19 protein-coding genes and 4 pseudogenes are annotated in these 16,205 nt (G+C 58.3%); all 23 read left to right on the top strand.

Annotation, left to right across the window (positions count from 1 at the left end; genetic code table 11):
- Positions 1-7 precede the first annotated feature (7 nt).
- The 23 genes and pseudogenes from mftG (at position 8) to rplR (ending at position 16,192) form a co-directional block, all read left to right on the top strand.
- Positions 8-1,464 (top strand): annotated as a pseudogene (gene mftG, locus MLPF_RS10975) (mycofactocin dehydrogenase MftG).
- Positions 1,465-1,612: 148 nt separating this feature from the next.
- On the top strand, positions 1,613-1,861 hold the full coding sequence (locus MLPF_RS10970; protein WP_156147192.1) for a hypothetical protein: 249 nt from the start codon (positions 1,613-1,615) through the stop codon (positions 1,859-1,861).
- 1,167 nt (positions 1,862-3,028) lie between these two features.
- On the top strand, positions 3,029-3,334 hold the full coding sequence (gene rpsJ / locus MLPF_RS10965) for a 30S ribosomal protein S10 (protein ID WP_045843454.1): 306 nt from the start codon (positions 3,029-3,031) through the stop codon (positions 3,332-3,334).
- Positions 3,335-3,348: 14 nt separating this feature from the next.
- Positions 3,349-4,002 (top strand): 50S ribosomal protein L3, encoded by a 654-nt coding sequence (rplC, locus tag MLPF_RS10960; RefSeq protein ID WP_045843453.1) that lies wholly within the window; start codon positions 3,349-3,351, stop codon positions 4,000-4,002.
- The gene (rplD, locus tag MLPF_RS10955) at positions 4,002-4,697 is read left to right on the top strand and encodes a 50S ribosomal protein L4 (protein ID WP_045843452.1); all 696 of its coding nucleotides are present in this window, start codon (positions 4,002-4,004) and stop codon (positions 4,695-4,697) included. Before rplC ends, rplD begins: the two co-directional genes overlap by 1 nt.
- Positions 4,697-4,999, top strand: a complete 303-nt coding sequence (rplW, locus tag MLPF_RS10950) for a 50S ribosomal protein L23 (protein ID WP_045843451.1) — start codon at positions 4,697-4,699, stop codon at positions 4,997-4,999. The genes rplD and rplW overlap by 1 nt, the downstream gene beginning before the upstream one ends.
- A 28-nt stretch (positions 5,000-5,027) precedes the next feature.
- Entirely contained in the window at positions 5,028-5,870 is an 843-nt protein-coding gene (gene rplB, locus MLPF_RS10945; RefSeq protein ID WP_045843450.1) for a 50S ribosomal protein L2, read from the top strand.
- Positions 5,871-5,893: 23 nt separating this feature from the next.
- Positions 5,894-6,175, top strand: a complete 282-nt coding sequence (rpsS, locus tag MLPF_RS10940) for a 30S ribosomal protein S19 (protein ID WP_045843449.1) — start codon at positions 5,894-5,896, stop codon at positions 6,173-6,175.
- A complete protein-coding gene (rplV, locus tag MLPF_RS10935) occupies positions 6,172-6,699 on the top strand; it encodes a 50S ribosomal protein L22 (RefSeq protein ID WP_045843448.1) in 528 nt (175 codons plus the stop codon). The genes rpsS and rplV overlap by 4 nt, the downstream gene beginning before the upstream one ends.
- Positions 6,699-7,548: pseudogene (gene rpsC / locus MLPF_RS10930) on the top strand (30S ribosomal protein S3). Before rplV ends, rpsC begins: the two are co-directional and overlap by 1 nt.
- 3 nt (positions 7,549-7,551) lie before the next feature.
- On the top strand, positions 7,552-7,968 hold the full coding sequence (gene rplP, locus MLPF_RS10925; RefSeq protein WP_045843446.1) for a 50S ribosomal protein L16: 417 nt from the start codon (positions 7,552-7,554) through the stop codon (positions 7,966-7,968).
- Complete coding sequence (gene rpmC / locus MLPF_RS10920) at positions 7,968-8,210, top strand: 50S ribosomal protein L29 (protein WP_045843445.1); 243 nt, start codon at positions 7,968-7,970, stop codon at positions 8,208-8,210. The genes rplP and rpmC overlap by 1 nt, the downstream gene beginning before the upstream one ends.
- The gene (gene rpsQ / locus MLPF_RS10915) at positions 8,210-8,590 is read left to right on the top strand and encodes a 30S ribosomal protein S17 (protein ID WP_156147191.1); all 381 of its coding nucleotides are present in this window, start codon (positions 8,210-8,212) and stop codon (positions 8,588-8,590) included. The genes rpmC and rpsQ overlap by 1 nt, the downstream gene beginning before the upstream one ends.
- 910 nt (positions 8,591-9,500) lie before the next feature.
- Positions 9,501-10,803 (top strand): annotated as a pseudogene (locus MLPF_RS10910) (sulfatase-like hydrolase/transferase); the annotation flags it as partial.
- A 269-nt stretch (positions 10,804-11,072) separates the two neighbouring features.
- Entirely contained in the window at positions 11,073-11,291 is a 219-nt protein-coding gene (locus MLPF_RS10905) for a DUF4436 family protein (protein ID WP_236685152.1), read from the top strand.
- 56 nt (positions 11,292-11,347) lie between these two features.
- Positions 11,348-12,198 (top strand): annotated as a pseudogene (locus tag MLPF_RS10900) (SUMF1/EgtB/PvdO family nonheme iron enzyme).
- Between the two features lie 1,131 nt (positions 12,199-13,329).
- Complete coding sequence (gene rplN / locus MLPF_RS10895) at positions 13,330-13,698, top strand: 50S ribosomal protein L14 (protein ID WP_045843444.1); 369 nt, start codon at positions 13,330-13,332, stop codon at positions 13,696-13,698.
- On the top strand, positions 13,699-14,016 hold the full coding sequence (gene rplX, locus MLPF_RS10890; RefSeq protein ID WP_045843443.1) for a 50S ribosomal protein L24: 318 nt from the start codon (positions 13,699-13,701) through the stop codon (positions 14,014-14,016).
- Entirely contained in the window at positions 14,016-14,579 is a 564-nt protein-coding gene (rplE, locus tag MLPF_RS10885) for a 50S ribosomal protein L5 (RefSeq protein ID WP_045843442.1), read from the top strand. Before rplX ends, rplE begins: the two co-directional genes overlap by 1 nt.
- A 4-nt stretch (positions 14,580-14,583) precedes the next feature.
- Positions 14,584-14,769 carry a type Z 30S ribosomal protein S14 gene (locus MLPF_RS10880; protein ID WP_045843441.1) on the top strand — a complete coding sequence of 62 codons (186 nt, stop codon included), beginning with the start codon at positions 14,584-14,586 and terminating at the stop codon, positions 14,767-14,769.
- A gap of 88 nt (positions 14,770-14,857) precedes the next feature.
- Positions 14,858-15,256, top strand: a complete 399-nt coding sequence (rpsH, locus tag MLPF_RS10875; protein WP_045843493.1) for a 30S ribosomal protein S8 — start codon at positions 14,858-14,860, stop codon at positions 15,254-15,256.
- A gap of 24 nt (positions 15,257-15,280) precedes the next feature.
- Positions 15,281-15,820 (top strand): 50S ribosomal protein L6, encoded by a 540-nt coding sequence (gene rplF, locus MLPF_RS10870; RefSeq protein WP_045843440.1) that lies wholly within the window; start codon positions 15,281-15,283, stop codon positions 15,818-15,820.
- A gap of 3 nt (positions 15,821-15,823) precedes the next feature.
- Positions 15,824-16,192, top strand: a complete 369-nt coding sequence (gene rplR / locus MLPF_RS10865) for a 50S ribosomal protein L18 (RefSeq protein WP_045843439.1) — start codon at positions 15,824-15,826, stop codon at positions 16,190-16,192.
- Positions 16,193-16,205: the final 13 nt, after the last annotated feature.

The raw sequence follows: 16,205 nt of genomic DNA, 5'->3' as shown, positions 1-16,205 counted from the left end.
CGCCGTGTTGACCACGGTCGTCTCGCACAGCGATGTGTTGATCGTCGGTACTAGCAATGCTAGATCGACTGTTGCCTAACGTCTTTCTTTCGGTCCCTGCTAGGCTGTGACCGTGCTCGAGGTCGGTCCTGGGCTCGCCAATCTCGAATTGCTGGCTCAGAACGCTAACGGCTTGCAGTTGCTTATTGGCGTTAGCGGCCTGCTGATCTAGCGTTATTTTACTAAACTCACCGATAAACCGGCTTGTCACTTGCCCATCGTGCGCGGAGCCACGGTCGGCGGTTCCGGCGCGATCAACGGCGGATACTTCTGTCGTGGATTGCCGTACGATTTCGATCGCGCCGCGATAACCGGTTGGGTGTGTTCGGACGTCCGCGACTGCTTCCGAACTATCGAGATGGGTCTGGATTTCGATGGCCCCGCCCACGACAACGCCGGCTACCTTCCTGTTCAGCGGACTCGCGAGATGGCAGGCACCATTGAGATTTTCCTAAAGGCTACCCAGCGCGTGGATTGCTGGTGCATCGTTAATCTCAACGATGTTGGGCTGCACATGCTTTCAGGTATTGAAGCGATTTCATTCAACATCATTGACGGTGTGCGTGCCAGTTTCGGTGCCATCATATCTAATATCCGCGCTGAGACGATCTAACCTGACGTTCCTGGCCCAGACTTGGACACTGCGGCTGCGTTTCTCCGACGCAATCGTGGCAGCTGTCGACGCGGTAGGACCAGGTGGCATGATTACTTTGGCTACCGAACGAATCATATTTGCTCCAGAGCGGTTTATTCGGCTCATTTGCTGATGCTTTCGGACTTCGGTGATTAGGTTATGCTGCGTGCTGCCGGTGTGAGAGTGGTGGGGATGGCATGCAGCGACCCCTTGAACTGGATGGTGTCCCCACCTGCGCGGTCTGATTAGCCACCGGATTGACCAGTATTAGCGGTGGTGCTAAGCACCACCGCTAATACTGGTCAAGATATGATCTTGTATAAAGCTGTTTTCGTTGCAATGCCCGTTGACGGTAGTGTCGGCCATCGCGACTGACCTCATGGCAGGGTGGCATTCATGCAACCGCGGACACGCGGGTGCATTATCCTGGTCTCGCGTGATCCCCAGGTGCCGGCTCGCATCGAACACCGGTACGACACGTGAACCCGCTGATGTTGCGGCTCTGCGTCAAGGTAACGAATTATTCAGTGTGGCAAAGCCATATAGTTCCAATCGTGTGGTCGACCTCGCAACATCTGTGTGGCCGTGCCCCGGTCGCCGCCAAGCGTAACCCGCGGGCCGTCATCGACCATATCGGTGTCGGGGCCGCGGCATCGAGAACCTCTGGGGTGATTGAAGAGCCGATTTTATCCACGATAACTGGTCGTGTGCCGCACGCCACCATTGTGATGCTGGAACATCATGCCGCTGGAAATGCGCGTTCGCCAGACGCCCTGGCAAGAGCGTTTTGACCTCTATCAATACCCAAACCCACCGTCCCGGGTTGACCGGAAAGATCCGATTTGTCCAGGACGGGAGATGTCGTACCTACTCACTGCCCCTGCGACGTTGCCGACGGCCGCCACCGATATGGACGCGATCGCGTAGGCGCTCACCACGGTGCGTAGCCGCTCTCCCGGAGCTGCCGTGGGGAGTGCCTACACACAAGCCGAGGCCGCCACCACGATGTCAGATTTTCTGGGCGTGTTCAGTGCGCAAGTCCAGTCTTTGATCTCCGGCAGCATCGCCGCATTGACTACGCTAGCGGACCCAGACTTCCCGCAAATGACGTTCATCATGGGTGGCGCCGGTACCCCGAACCCTGACTCGACGTACGTGGCAGCTATTCAGGAAACTCTAATTATGTGAGCTCCATTTCCCGGATACACCCTGAGTATCCTGATCGTACCTGAGCAGCTGTGACGCACCCGGCCGTTCGGCCAGTCCGTTACCTAGGGGTAAGCCTGCTGAACCACGTGGTCAACGCACAACCCAGCACCTCGGTCAAGTAGCGCTGTCATTTTCGACTACTCCCAGATCGCCGTGATCACAACCAAACGAAATACGGGTTCTCATGGCTTAAGTTAAATTCGCCTAGTCCCCAGGCACCTAGCCTTCGCGCTGGCTAGCGATCTCAAAAATCCCGTCTGTGGGCCTCAGAGAGCGTTGCACCCAGGTTGTACATCCCGATTCTGGATCTACTGTTCAACGGCGCAACTTCGCCGAATTTGCCCTGTTCAACCACCATCTTGTCCTGGGATTGAGGCAACTGCTCCAACGCCACCATCAGCCGCGCGCTGAGTTCGACTACGATTGTTCTGGCTCCGTTAATGGTTAATGAACGGTGCGTTGTTTTAGACCCCGCTAAAATGGGGTGTGTGGCTTGGCGGGGACGGTGATATACCGACCATCCGATTCTACAACATCGGGGTTCAGCCAACTTAACTATCAGGGTTAAAGGCACACCAAATCATCGTGGTTGTCGGAGGAAAATCAATTAATAACGTTAACGTTGCCCTAAGCTCAGGATCAAGGTGCCGACCGCTCGGTGGGCGCGTGCTAAGATACTAAGATACATCGTCTGCGCTGCCTGGTACCCAGGTCCCGGCCCTGTTCGTTATTTGGGAGATTGCTACCGCAACACTATTACGGGTTTCCCCATCTTCATCTGCGCTGTGGCCGGCACCGTCGCCGACCGGCCCGAAATTTGGCCGATACCGCAAACGTAAGGCATACTGTTCAGGTTGCCTCACGCCAGGTTTACTCTTGGTACAGGCATACGACCAGCGCCCACACAGGGGCGCGTCCGGTCTCATCTTTGACGTGCGAATTAATTTCGGGTCTTGAAATTTGAGCGCGGCAAGGCTGCGTGCGGGTGACATGCTCGAGCGTAGGAGGGTCGGTGAACCACGACAGGTAAACAGCGGCGCAGTCTCCGACGCGATGCTAGATCGGCCCACGTTGGTCGGATAGGTCGGCGTGCTGGAGGCACCAGGTCCGGACACGGGACTCAAATGGAGTGAGGTAGGAAAAAGCGTGGGGGGACAGAAGATCCGCATCAGGCTCAAGGCCTACGACCATGAGGCGATTGACGCTTCGGCTCGCAAAATCGTCGAGACCGTCGTACGCACCGGTGCCAGCGTCGTAGGTCCGGTGCCATTGCCGACCGAGAAGAACGTGTACTGCGTCATCCGCTCGCCGCACAAGTACAAGGACTCGCGAGAGCACTTCGAAATGCGCACCCACAAGCGGCTCATCGACATCCTTGATCCAACACCGAAGACGGTTGACGCCCTCATGCGTATCGATCTTCCGGCCAGTGTCGACGTCAACATCCAGTAGGAGGTTGCAGAGTGATGGCGCGAAAGGGCATTCTCGGTACCAAACTCGGCATGACACAGGTATTCGACAAGAACAACAGGGTTGTGCCGGTAACTGTGGTCAAGGTCGGCCCGAACGTGGTGACTCGCATCCGCACGCTGGAGCGCGATGGGTATAGCGCTGTACAGTTGGCTTACGGGGAAGTCAGCCCGCGTAAGGTCAACAAGCCAGTGACGGGCCAGTACAACTCGGCGGGGGTTAACCCGCGTCGTTACTTGGCTGAATTGCCTCTGGACCACCCGGACGCGGTGGCTGAGTATGAGGTCGGCCAAGAACTGACGGCGGAGATCTTCACCGAAGCCACGTATGTCGACGTGACCGGGACCTCCAAGGGCAAGGGCTTCGCCGGCACTATGAAGCGGCACGGCTTCCGTGGGCAGGGCGCCAGTCACGGTGCCCAGGCAGTGCACCGCCGTCCGGGTTCGATCGGTGGTTGCTCTACTCCTGCCCGAGTATTTAAGGGCACCCGGATGGCTGGCCGCATGGGTAACGACAGGGTGACGGTCCAGAACCTGTTGGTGCACAAGGTTGATACCCAGAACGGCGTGCTGCTGATCAAGGGTGCCGTCCCCGGCCGCACTGGTGGGCTCGTCATGGTCCGTAGCGCGATCAAACGAGGTGAGAAATGATGGCAGCCAAGGCTGAGAAAGGTTTTAACGTCCGGAAAATCGACGTTAGGACACCAGACGGCAAAGTCAACGGTACTATCGAGCTGCCGGCTGAGCTGTTCGACGCACCCGCGAATATCGCGTTAATGCACCAGGTGGTCACCGCTCAGCGGGCGGCGGCTCGGCAGGGTACGCACTCAACCAAGACGCGCGGCGATGTCAGTGGTGGTGGCCGCAAGCCTTATCGGCAGAAGGGGACCGGTCGCGCTCGGCAGGGCTCGACGCGGGCCCCACAGTTCACCGGTGGTGGTACCGTGCACGGTCCCAAACCGCGCGACTATAGCCAACGCACACCCAAGAAGATGATCGCTGCGGCGTTGCGCGGGGCGTTATCCGACAGGGCACGCAACGGGCGCATCCACGCAGTCACCGAACTGGTGGCGGGTAAGACTCCGTCTACTAAGAGTGCCAAGGAATTCCTGGGCACACTGACAGATCGCAAGCAGGTGTTAGTAGTCGTCGGCCGCAGCGACGAGACCGGTGCCAAAAGTGTGCGCAACCTGCCCGGTGTGCATCTCCTGTCGCCTGACCAGCTCAACACCTATGACGTGCTGCGCGCCGACGACCTGGTGTTCAGCGTTGAGGCGCTCAACAGCTACATCGCCGCTCAGCAAGCCGCCGGCACTTCGACGACACCCGAGAAGGTTTCGGCCTGATGGCAACTATCACTGACTTCCGCGACATCATCCTAGCCCCGGTCATTTCAGAGAAGTCTTATGGGCTGCTAGACGACAATGTGTACACGTTCGTGGTGCATCCTGATTCGAACAAGACGCAGATCAAGATCGCTATCGAGAAGATCTTCTCCGTCAAGGTCGCATCGGTGAACACCGCCAATAGGCAGGGCAAACGTAAGCGCGCCAGGACCGGATTCGGTAGGCGCAAGAACACTAAGCGGGCCATCGTCACCCTGGCGCCGGGAAGCAAGTCGATCGACCTGTTCGGAGCACCTGCCTAGCCGCGCGAGAGAAGGATCTGATTTAGACATGGCAATTCGCAAGTACAAGCCGACGACCTCCGGTCGTCGTGGCGCCAGTGTGTCTGATTTCGCCGAAATCACTCGTACGCAGCCGGAGAAATCCTTGGTGCGTCCGCTGCACGGCCATGGTGGGCGCAACGCCCACGGCCGGATCACCACTCGACACAAGGGTGGTGGCCATAAGCGCGCCTACCGGGTGATCGATTTCCGCCGCAACGACACAGACGGTGTCAACGCCAAGGTCGCACACATTGAATATGATCCGAACCGCACCGCAAACATCGCATTATTGCACTTCTTTGATGGTAAGAAGCGCTATATCCTTGCCCCGCAAGGACTTTCACAGGGTGATGTAGTGGAATCGGGAGCTAACGCTGACATCAAGCCGGGTAACAACCTCCCGTTGCGCAATATTCCGGCTGGTACCTTGATCCACGCAGTGGAGCTCCGGCCGGGCGGTGGCGCCAAGCTCGCGCGATCGGCCGGGTCAAGCATCCAGTTGCTCGGCAAGGAAGCCAGATACGCGTCGTTGCGTATGCCCAGCGGTGAGATCCGCCGGGTCGATGTGCGTTGCCGCGCGACGGTCGGCGAGGTTGGCAATGCCGAGCAGGCAAATATCAACTGGGGCAAAGCCGGTCGTATGCGCTGGAAAGGTAAACGTCCGTCGGTTCGTGGTGTCGTCATGAACCCAGTAGACCACCCGCATGGCGGTGGTGAGGGTAAGACCTCGGGTGGGCGTCACCCGGTCAGCCCGTGGGGCAAGCCTGAAGGCCGTACCCGCAAACCGAACAAATCGAGCAACAAGTTGATCGTCCGCCGCCGTCGCACTGGCAAAAAGCACTCGCGCTAGGAAGTTTTTAGGAGTAGCCAACTATGCCTCGCAGCTTGAAGAAGGGCCCGTTCGTCGACGACCACTTGCTCAAGAAGGTCGACGTTCAGAACGAAAAGAACACCAAGCAGGTCATCAAGACCTGGTCGCGGCGGTCAACGATTATTCCGGACTTCATTGGCCATACCTTTGCGGTCCATGACGGACGCAAGCATGTCCCGGTTTTCGTTACCGAGGCGATGGTGGGTCACAAACTCGGTGAATTCGCGCCGACCCGCACCTTTAAGGGACACATCAAGGACGACCGGAAGACTAAACGGCGATGACCACGACTGAATTTCCGTCGGCAATCGCCAAAGCACGATTTGTGCGGGTGTCGCCGAGAAAGGCGCGCCGGGTGATCGACCTGGTGCGCGGAAGATCGGTAGCAGACGCGCTCGACATTCTGCGTTGGGCGCCCCAGGCTGCCAGTGAGCCGGTTGCCAAGGTGATTGCGAGTGCTGCGGCCAACGCTCAGAACAACAACGGATTGGATCCGGCGACCTTGGTGGTTGCCACCGTCTACGCTGGTGCGGGTCCGACCACCAAGCGGATTTGTCCGCGCGCCCAGGGACGGGCGTTCCGGATCCGCAGGCGTACCAGCCACATCACGGTGGTGGTTGAAAGCCGGCCCGTCAGGGACCAGCGGTCGACGGAGTCAACGAAGGCCCGTCGGGCCGGGGTCAGCAAGGCTTCCGGCAGCTCCCCATCGAAAAAGGCCTGGGTCAGTTCTGAGGCCACCAAGATGCCACCTAAGAAGGCCTCCGCCAAAATTTCTGAGGCTTCTGAAACGAAGGGAGGCTCAGACTAGTGGGCCAGAAGATCAATCCGCATGGCTTCCGATTGGGTATCACCACCGGCTGGAAGTCTCGGTGGTACGCTGACAAGCAGTATGCAGAGTACGTTAAGGAAGATGTCGCGATCCGGCGGCTGCTATCCACCGGCTTAGAGCGCGCGGGGATCGCCGAAGTGGAGATTGAGCGTACCCGTGACCGGGTCCGGGTGGATATCCACACCGCCCGTCCCGGCATCGTCATTGGTCGTCGCGGTACCGAAGCCGACCGGATCCGGGCAGATCTGGAGAAGTTGACCTGCAAGCAGGTTCAGCTCAATATCCTCGAAGTCAAAGACCCTGAGTCGCAAGCACAATTGGTTGCCCAAGGGGTCGCTGAGCAGTTGAGCAATCGGGTGGCGTTCCGTCGGGCGATGCGCAAGGCTATCCAGTCTGCGATGCGTCATCCTAACGTCAAGGGCATCCGGGTGCAGTGCTCGGGCCGGCTTGGCGGTGCGGAGATGAGCCGCTCGGAGTTTTACCGTGAGGGCCGCGTGCCGTTGCACACCCTGCGCGCCGATATCGACTACGGGTTACATGAGGCCAAGACCACCTTCGGCCGGATTGGCGTGAAGGTATGGATCTACAAGGGCGACATCGTCGGGGGTAGACGTGAATTGACAGCCGTCGCGCCGGCTGGCGCTGAGCGTGCGCGCCGCGAGCGGCCGTCGGGCACGCGTCCGCGCCGTAGTGGCGCGGGTGGGCACCACTGCAACCGGCACCGATGCTGGACGGGCGTTGGGGGGTGAAGAAAGCGATGTTGCGCCCATTACTGAGCACTCTGAGGACAGCGCGGCTACCCATGAACCGCAGAGAGCGGAGAGCTGAGTCATGTTGATTCCCCGCAAAGTCAAGCATCGTAAGCAGCACCATCCGCGCCAGCGCGGCATCGCTAGTGGCGGCACAACGGTGAACTTCGGTGATTACGGTATACAGGCCCTCGAGCACGCCTACGTCACCAACCGCCAGATCGAGTCCGCTCGTATTGCCATCAACCGACACATCAAGCGCGGCGGCAAGGTGTGGATCAACATCTTCCCGGATCGCCCGCTGACCAAAAAACCTGCTGAGACCCGAATGGGTTCGGGTAAAGGCTCACCGGAGTGGTGGGTGGTCAACGTCAAGCCGGGTCGGGTGCTGTTCGAGCTCAGCTACCCGAACGAGCAGACCGCCCGAGCCGCACTCACCCGCGCAATTCACAAGTTGCCGATCAAAGCACGCATCGTAAGCCGAGAGGAGCAGTTCTGATGGCAGTGGGAGTTTCCCCTGGCGAACTACGTGAGCTCACCGACGAGGAGCTGATTGAGCGGCTACACGAATCCAAGGAAGAGTTATTCAATCTGCGTTTCCAAATGGCAACAGGCCAGCTCAACAACAACCGACGGTTACGTACGGTGCGTCATGAGATCGCGCGTGTCTACACCGTGCTGCGTGAAAGGGAATTGGGTCTAGCCTCTGGGCCTGGTAGTGCTAATGGTGAGGAATCATGATGACAGAAGAAGCTAAGACCGGCGCGAAGGCAGCGTCCTCGGCAACCAAAGCCGCTCCTAAGGGCGCAGCTGTGAGGGATGGTACACCAAAAGACAAGGGTCCCAAGCACACTCCGAGTGGTCCGAAAGTGCGTGGGCGGCGTAAGTTGCGCATTGGTTATGTAGTGAGCGACAAGATGCAGAAGACCATTGTGGTTCAGCTGGAAGACCGCATGCGTCACCCTTTGTACGGCAAGATCATCCGTACCACCAAGAAGGTCAAGGTGCACGACGAGAACAGCGTTGCGGGCATTGGTGACCGTGTTTCGCTTATGGAAACCCGGCCGCTGTCGGCGACCAAACGGTGGCGGCTGGTGGAGATCCTCGAAAAGTCCAAGTAGCAGCCTGCCCGTCAACAGCGAGGTCGACTTAATGTGTCTTGTAGTCTTTGGGGTTGCTTGTTGGACACAGCATATTTCTGCCCACGCCCTGCGGAATCTATGACCAGACGGTAGCTCAGTCACCGACACATCGCGCATATCCATATTCATGGTGACAGCTATTGAGGCGGTAGTGGGGGTAAGACTAATTTCTCACCGAGATTCTGTTAGCAAAATGCGAACTAGGCTACTCGTTTCCCATTCTCGGCGCTGACGAGATGACTGAATCAACGTATTGTCAGATGTCTTGAGTTTCGAGCTTCCGGCACACCCGTTAGCGACGAGCACTGACTCGCCGGTGTGGATTTTATATCTCCACTCGGACAGATTCCCGCCGAGCGATTTCTTCTCGTCCAGGGTTGCTATCCGCGATATGTTCCGTCTGAAGCAGCAAATGCCGACAGTGCCACGGTGGCCTTAGTAGACAAGCTTCTGATGTGTATCCGGAGCCGGCGGCGTGCACATCGGAGTGCGGTGCAGGAGTGATATGAGCTCTACTGGTTGAGATTCATCCCGATCCGTGGGCGGGCTCGGCTAGCCGCGACATCAGCGTGTTTGATCGCACCAACGAATTCTAGATTATCCGAAAGCTCAATACTGGCCCGGATGGAGCTGCGGGTACTGAGGTACCTGGTCGTGGAACTTGGTGGCACGCCAGGACGACATCTATGACGTCGATGGCGGTCCGATGTCTCGCCGCGCGCTAACGTGGTAGGATGCCACAATCTCCATGTCGTCGGTGCGGCCGCTAGCTGGTTGGCGACGGTCATGGATCAAGCTGAGGTCTCGATGCCCGGTACTACTGCCAGGTTCAGGTGTAGCCTTCATGTCGCGCTTGGCAGGTAAATTCACAACGAGAGCGAGGCTGGAGATGGCGGAATTTAACGGCAAGATCGATCTCGATATCCGCGATTCGGAGCCAGACTGGACTCCGTTCTTGTACAGCGCTGAGGGCGCCGGAGAATTCGCCAAACATCTTATTTGGTCTGGGGATGACATTGGTATCGCTACCTGGGACTGCTTTGGGGGGTCCTGGTTGAGATGCTCGCTATGCCGCGGGGATTGCCGAATGCAGTGTGCGGGCTGTCGCAGTTTCGCACCACCTAAAGACCAGGGCCACCCTGCTGACCGGTCACAACGTCACTACCGTGGGCAGGGCCACCATCGAGGAATGCACCGACGCATTCTCTAACTGCAACGGCTGGATCCCGGCCGATACCACGCTGCTCTCATAGGTGATCGCCGAACGTGGTTACAACACCTACTGTGTTGACAAATGGAATTTGAAGCCGCTCGAAGAGTCCAATCTGGCATCGATCAAGTGGCACTAGCCGACTTCGCGCGGCTTCGAGCGGTTCTACGGATTCATGGGCGGGGAGACCGATCAGTGGTATACCGGCTGGGGTGTACGACACCGACCCGGTTACACCGCCAGCCACTTCCGACGCCGGCTATTACTTGTCCAAAGGTCCAAAGTGATTTTGTTGACAAAACGATTGAATTCATCCGTGATGCTAAGGTGATCACGTTGACTAACTGTGGTTTAGCTATGTTTTCCCGGTCCCCGGGCATGCACCCTATCACGTTTCCAAAGAATGGGCTGAAAAGTACGCCAGCCGCTTTAACATGGCTACGAGCGTCACCGTGAGGTTGTGCTGGACAGGCAGAAGTCAATGAACATCGTGCTGCTTGATACCGAGCTGTTGCCGGTCAACCTCTCCAGTGATTGAAAGGGACCGGACGGCTAGCCGTGGCCATTTGCGGGGCACCGTGCGGCCTTGGGACTCGCTCAGCGATGAAGAAAAAGAGAAGAAGCTGTTCAGCCGGATGGCTGAGGTGTTAGCCGATTTTTTGAGCTAAACCGATGCGCAGATCGGTCGTATCCAGAACTACCTGGAGCAATTTGTCAGCTCGACATCATAGTCGTGGTGATCTCTGACAACTGCGCCAGAAGCGAGGGCCGGCAAAATGGATTTGGTCAACGAGGGCAAGTTTTTCAACGGCTACATCGACATCGTGGAAGAGAGCCTGAAGTTCCTTGGCCAGCTTGGTGGGCCCAAGACCTAGCATCACTACCCGATTGGGTGGGGCGATGACCTTCCAAGACGCCCTACAAGGGGTATGAGCGGTATGTGTCGCATGAGAGCGGTATCGCCGGCTCGGCAGTAATCTCGTGACCCAACGGCATTGGGGCGCGCGGGGAGATCCGCTACAACTACGTATTGACGTGTTGGCTGGTTAGTTGAGAGTGGTGATACATAGACGCTCGGGTCGAAGTAGCCGGATCGTTGTACGGTTGGGACGTTTACACGGAGCGCAGAGTCAGCGAGGCCTCAAATAATTCTGACGATGTGCTCATCAACTTGCAAAAGAGCCAAGGGGCCAATGCTTTTCGATCTGGGAATCTGCCTGGTCCTTCGTCAGCCCGCCCACTCTGGCGGTGATGCCCATGCTAATGTTTATTGGGCAGGAAAAAATTTTGCCGCAGTTCGCAACGTGGTATGCCGCGATGCTGTTCGCCATCGTCCCGCTGCGCAATTGCCTTCCAGGCTCTACCCCGTCGGGCTCGTGGATCGACCAAGCTGTTGTGTTTTGGGTGCTGGTTGCGTTGGTGGTGGCGATGAGCCTGTTCATCGTGGTCTGGGTCCGGGGTCGGGACTGAAGCGTGCCGAAAAAGTGGCGTGCTAAGATACTCTGCGGTCGTCCTACTCTTAGATCGTGCTCACCGGGTTGATCGAACTGCAGGTCGGATCAACTCCGCATAGGCTCGGCGAACTTTTACTCTGAAAAAAGCGTCGATCCACCCAAGACCGTCGGTTCTTTCGCGGAGGAGAAGTACCCCCGCGACGAATGAGCAGTTCGCCAAACTGGTTGTCACTACAGGCTAGGTTACGGTCACCAATAATAAACTGATTTATGCCCTGCTGTGCTCCAGGATAGCACCCGATGAGCTGGTGCTGGTGCCATGGTTTTCCGCCCGACGTCGGCCCTGGTCGACCTGCGCGACTGGCTGCAGTGGTGGGTATGGGTGTCGGGCGCGAACTGGCGTCATCCGTTTGGTCTGGATCACCCGGAGAGTCCAGGTAACACTGCCGCTGACTGCACCTATTCCCCAGTTGTACGGGTGGCATACCCCGACTCCACGGCGTACGCGCGGTGGGCCGAGTGGCGCTTACTGACCGAGGATGAGTGGGAGTGGGGGAGTATGCTGCCTGCGCCGGGAGCGCGACGACCTACTCGTGGGGTGACTAGGCCGTTCCAGACAATCAACTGATGACTAACACCTGGCAGGGCAGGTTCCTGTACCAGAATGACGGTGCGCTCGGCTGAATGGGAACCCCACCGTTGGGGGCTTTCCTGGCCAACCGTTTCGGGTTGGTGGACATAATCGGCAACGGGTGGGAGTGGACCGCCACCGAGTGCTATGTGCACCCTCGGCTTAATAAGCCGCCGAACGCTTGTGTGCACCATGAGGCCCGCGAATCCTGGCATCGGCCAAACCTTAAAGGGTGGTTCGTATTTTGTGCGCCCCGGGATACTGCTACCGGTACTAACCCGCTGCGCGGTAGTCGCGGTCAGAGGATACCGCGACCACCCATATCGCATATCGGATTTTGCTGCGTGGCTGATCTTGGATTCGGCTTGACAGGTACGGCCGACTCTCGTCAGCGCACGCTGCGGTTCCGTCGCCAAAATCGCAAAAGGGTGGCTTCTGGCAATCGGTCTCGGCATCCTCGTTCTGGTCAAATCAGCGGGGCAAGCTCACGGTGAAAGTGCTTGTGATTTTTCGGTGATGCGTTCGATGTTGATGGATCGCGTGACCCTGTTGACTCACGAGACACAGTGGGACCGTGAGCTTGCCCTGGTGAACACGGATCCCGTCTGCGGTTACGCTACTAGACGGTGCTGTTGGTCGTGCACAGCTGGCTGTCAAGGCGTCGTGTTGGTCGTCGATGCTGCAGCGCCCCGGCTAGCCGTAGGTGTCGCGCGGCCCTCTGCCAGGAATGGACGTGTCGCTGGCACGACTGCTGCCAGCCTGTCATGAACTGCGATCTCGACTACACCATTGCATACGCCGATGGCGGGCCAACTTGACATGCGTCCAACTTGAAGTGCTCTATTGCCGTACTTAACCATGGGGTGAAGACGTTCTGGGGCTGGTGGTGGTTAGTTAGGTGTCTGACGGAAGGCTAATTTTGTTTTCGCTATCAGGGCGAACCTATATAACCGCGTCGAGCAGCGCACTGCCGTTTCCGAGTTTGTGCTTGTCCACCGGCCGGTATACTGGCACCGGAAGACAACCCTAGCGTGGCCGCTACCCCTGCACTAAAGCCGACCGGAGCGCGTTGGTGCCCAAACGCCGCCGCGCTCGCTCTCAAGACCGGGCCTATCACATAGCCCCCGAACAGCAACACAACCACCACATTGCTTATGTCCGGCGGGCTGAGTGTTCGAGCTACGCCCGACCGGCCCACCCTAAACCGACAACCCGGCGACGTTTTAGATGGTTGCGGTCAAGAATTTGGCCCCGCGGTGGGCATCCCCTAAACTCTAGTGGTTGCTTCGTGCTGGCCGCGGCCGGCATGCGCGAGCGGCGAGCCTGCAAGGTGGCCTCGCGTGCCCTTCGGCGACAAAGACCGCGCACGTCAGGTTTTGTGGGTTCCTTCTGCCGTGCATAGTTAACCAGGTCAGGAGATCGAGTGATTCAGCAGGAATCGCGACTGAAGGTGGCTGACAACACCGGCGCCAAGGAGATCTTGTGCATACGAGTGCTCGGTGGCTCGTCCCGACGCTACGCTAGCATTGGTGATGTCATCGTCGCCACTGTCAAGGACGCCATTCCCGGCGGCAATGTCAAGCGTGGAGATGTCGTGAAAGCCGTCGTGGTACGCACCGCCAAGGAGTGCCGGCGTCCCGACGGCAGCTACATCAAGTTTGATGAAAACGCGGCGGTGATCATCAAGCCTGACAACGATCCGCGCGGAACTCGCATCTTTGGGCCGGTTGGACGCGAACTTCGCGAGAAGCGATTCATGAAGATAATCTCGCTGGCTCCGGAGGTGCTGTAGATGAAGGTTCACAAGGGCGACACCGTTCTGGTTATCGCGGGGAAAGACAAAGGCGCCAAAGGCAAGGTGTTGCGGGCCTACCCGGCCCGTAACCGGGTACTGGTCGAGGGTGTCAATCGGATCAAGAAGCACACTGCGATTTCAGCCAACCAGCGCGGAGCCCAAACAGGCGGAATCGTCACCCAGGAGGCTCCGATCCACGTCTCCAACGTGATGGTGGTTGACTCAGACGGCCAGCCCACCCGCATCGGTTACCGGGTAGACGAGGAGACCGACAAACGAGTTCGTATTTCCAAACGCAATGGCAAGGATATTTGATGAGTACCGCAGAAAAAGTGCAGCCGCGCCTTAAACAACGCTACCGCAGCGAGATTCGGGATGCGCTGAACAAGCAGTTCAGCTACGGTAACCTGATGCAGATTCCGACCGTGGTGAAGGTCGTCGTCCACATGGGAGTTGGCGACGCAGCTCGGGATGCCAAGCTGATCAACGGTGCAGTCAGCGACTTGGCGTTGATCACCGGGCAAAAACCCGAGATTCGCAAGGCGCGGAAGTCTATCGCGCAATTCAAGCTGCGCGAAGGTATGTCAATCGGTGCCCGCGTGACGTTGCGTGACGATCGGATGTGGGAATTCCTGGACCGGCTTACGTCGATCGCGCTTCCACGTATTCGTGATTTCCGCGGGTTGTCGCCTAAGCAGTTCGACGGTGTCGGTAACTACACCTTCGGGCTGGCCGAGCAATCGGTGTTCCACGAGATCGATGTGGACAAGATTGACCGGGTCCGCGGCATGGACATCAACGTCGTCACTTCGGCGAAGACCGACGATGAAGGACGAGCGTTGTTGCGGGCCCTCGGTTTTCCTTTCAAGGAGAACTGAGTAGATGGCGAAGAAGACACTGGTCAACAAAGCCGCGCGCAAGCCGAAATTTACGGTGCGCGGTTACACCCGTTGTAGCAAGTGCGGTCGCCCGCGTGCAGTGTTCCGCAAATTCGGGCTATGCAGGATCTGCCTGCGCGAGATGGCGCACGCGGGTGAGTTGCCCGGTGTGCAGAAGAGCAGTTGGTAACGGCCCAACACAAGTACACACAGGACTAAGACTAACGCGGCAGGCCCGGTCCCAGGGAATCACCGCGAGGAAGGTGGCAGGTGCTGTCATGACCATGACAGACCCGATCGCAGATTTTTTGACACGTCTGCGCAACGCTAATTCAGCATATCACGACGAAGTGACTGTGCCGCACTCCAAGATCAAAGCCAATATCGCCAAGATCCTCAAGAACGAAGGATACATCCGAAACTTCCGCACCGAAGACGCTCGGGTCGGCAAGTCATTGATCATCCAACTCAAGTACGGGCCCAGCCGGGAGCGTAGCATCGCTGGTTTGCGCCGGGTATCTAAGCCGGGGTTGCGGGTGTATGCGAAGTCGATCAACCTGCCGCGTGTGCTGGGCGGGCTGGGTGTGGCCATTATCTCGACCTCCTCGGGCCTGCTGACCGACCGTCAGGCAGCCAGGCAGGGTGTGGGCGGCGAAGTCCTCGCGTACGTGTGGTAGCTGGAGAGCATGGAGTGAACGATCATGTCGCGTATTGGTAAGCAGCCGATTCCGGTCCCCGCCGGAGTTGACGTCACGATCGATGGTCAAAACGTCTCGGTGAAGGGGCCCAAAGGGGCTCTAGATTTGACGCTTGCTGAGCCGATCATGGTGGCGCGCAAAGACGACGGTGCAATCGTGGTGACCCGCCCCGACGATGAGCGGCGCAACCGCTCGCTGCACGGGTTGTCGCGCACTTTGGTATCCAACCTGGTCACCGGTGTAACGCAAGGTTACACTGTCAGCATGGAGATCTTTGGTGTCGGTTACCGGGCCCAGCTCAAGGGCTCCAATCTGGAGTTTGCGCTGGGGTATAGCCATCCAGTGGTGATCGAGCCCCCAGAAGGTATCACGTTCGCGGTCCAGTCACCGACGAAGTTCACTATCACGGGGATCGACAAGCAGAAGGTCGGTCAGATCTCGGCGAACATCCGCCGTCTGCGCCGTCCTGACCCTTACAAGGGCAAGGGTGTGCGTTACGAGGGCGAGCAGATTCGCCGCAAGGTCGGAAAAACAGGCAAGTAGTCTATGGTGCAATCAGTTTCCGCGATTCGTAGGGCCTCTCGGCTGCGTAGGCACGCGAGGCTGCGCAAGAAAGTGTTAGGCACCTCGGAGCGTCCACGGTTGGTGGTCAACCGGTCCGCGAGGCACATTCACGTGCAACTGGTTAACGACGTCACCGGCACTACGGTAGCCGCTGCGTCATCGATCGAGGCCGACGTGCGCGGTCTGCAAGGTGACAAGAAAGTCCGCAGTGTGCGGGTCGGTCAATTGATCGCCGAGCGGGCCAAGGCCGTCGGCATTGACACAGTAGTATTCGACCGTGGCGGATACACCTACGGCGGACGAATCGCGGCGCTGGCCGATGCCGCACGCGAGAACGGATTAAGTTTCTGATGACAAGCAGGCC

This window comes from Mycobacterium lepromatosis (genome assembly GCF_000975265.2).
In the GTDB taxonomy this organism is placed as follows: Bacteria; Actinomycetota; Actinomycetes; order Mycobacteriales; family Mycobacteriaceae; genus Mycobacterium; species Mycobacterium lepromatosis.
The sequence above is the reverse complement of the archived record's forward strand: the minus strand, read 5'-3'. Positions and strand labels throughout refer to the sequence as shown.

Coding starts and splice junctions, on each gene's coding strand:
- rplV (WP_045843448.1), top strand. CDS start 6,172: ATGACCACGACTGAATTTCCGTCGGCAATCGCCAAAGCACGATTTGTG.
- rplC (WP_045843453.1), top strand. CDS start 3,349: ATGGCGCGAAAGGGCATTCTCGGTACCAAACTCGGCATGACACAGGTA.
- rpsH (WP_045843493.1), top strand. CDS start 14,858: ATGACCATGACAGACCCGATCGCAGATTTTTTGACACGTCTGCGCAAC.
- rplB (WP_045843450.1), top strand. CDS start 5,028: ATGGCAATTCGCAAGTACAAGCCGACGACCTCCGGTCGTCGTGGCGCC.
- rpmC (WP_045843445.1), top strand. CDS start 7,968: ATGGCAGTGGGAGTTTCCCCTGGCGAACTACGTGAGCTCACCGACGAG.
- MLPF_RS10905 (WP_236685152.1), top strand. CDS start 11,073: ATGCCCATGCTAATGTTTATTGGGCAGGAAAAAATTTTGCCGCAGTTC.
- rplR (WP_045843439.1), top strand. CDS start 15,824: ATGGTGCAATCAGTTTCCGCGATTCGTAGGGCCTCTCGGCTGCGTAGG.
- rpsS (WP_045843449.1), top strand. CDS start 5,894: ATGCCTCGCAGCTTGAAGAAGGGCCCGTTCGTCGACGACCACTTGCTC.
- rplF (WP_045843440.1), top strand. CDS start 15,281: ATGTCGCGTATTGGTAAGCAGCCGATTCCGGTCCCCGCCGGAGTTGAC.
- rpsQ (WP_156147191.1), top strand. CDS start 8,210: ATGACAGAAGAAGCTAAGACCGGCGCGAAGGCAGCGTCCTCGGCAACC.
- rplD (WP_045843452.1), top strand. CDS start 4,002: ATGGCAGCCAAGGCTGAGAAAGGTTTTAACGTCCGGAAAATCGACGTT.
- rplE (WP_045843442.1), top strand. CDS start 14,016: ATGAGTACCGCAGAAAAAGTGCAGCCGCGCCTTAAACAACGCTACCGC.
- rplX (WP_045843443.1), top strand. CDS start 13,699: ATGAAGGTTCACAAGGGCGACACCGTTCTGGTTATCGCGGGGAAAGAC.
- MLPF_RS10880 (WP_045843441.1), top strand. CDS start 14,584: ATGGCGAAGAAGACACTGGTCAACAAAGCCGCGCGCAAGCCGAAATTT.
- rplP (WP_045843446.1), top strand. CDS start 7,552: ATGTTGATTCCCCGCAAAGTCAAGCATCGTAAGCAGCACCATCCGCGC.
- rplW (WP_045843451.1), top strand. CDS start 4,697: ATGGCAACTATCACTGACTTCCGCGACATCATCCTAGCCCCGGTCATT.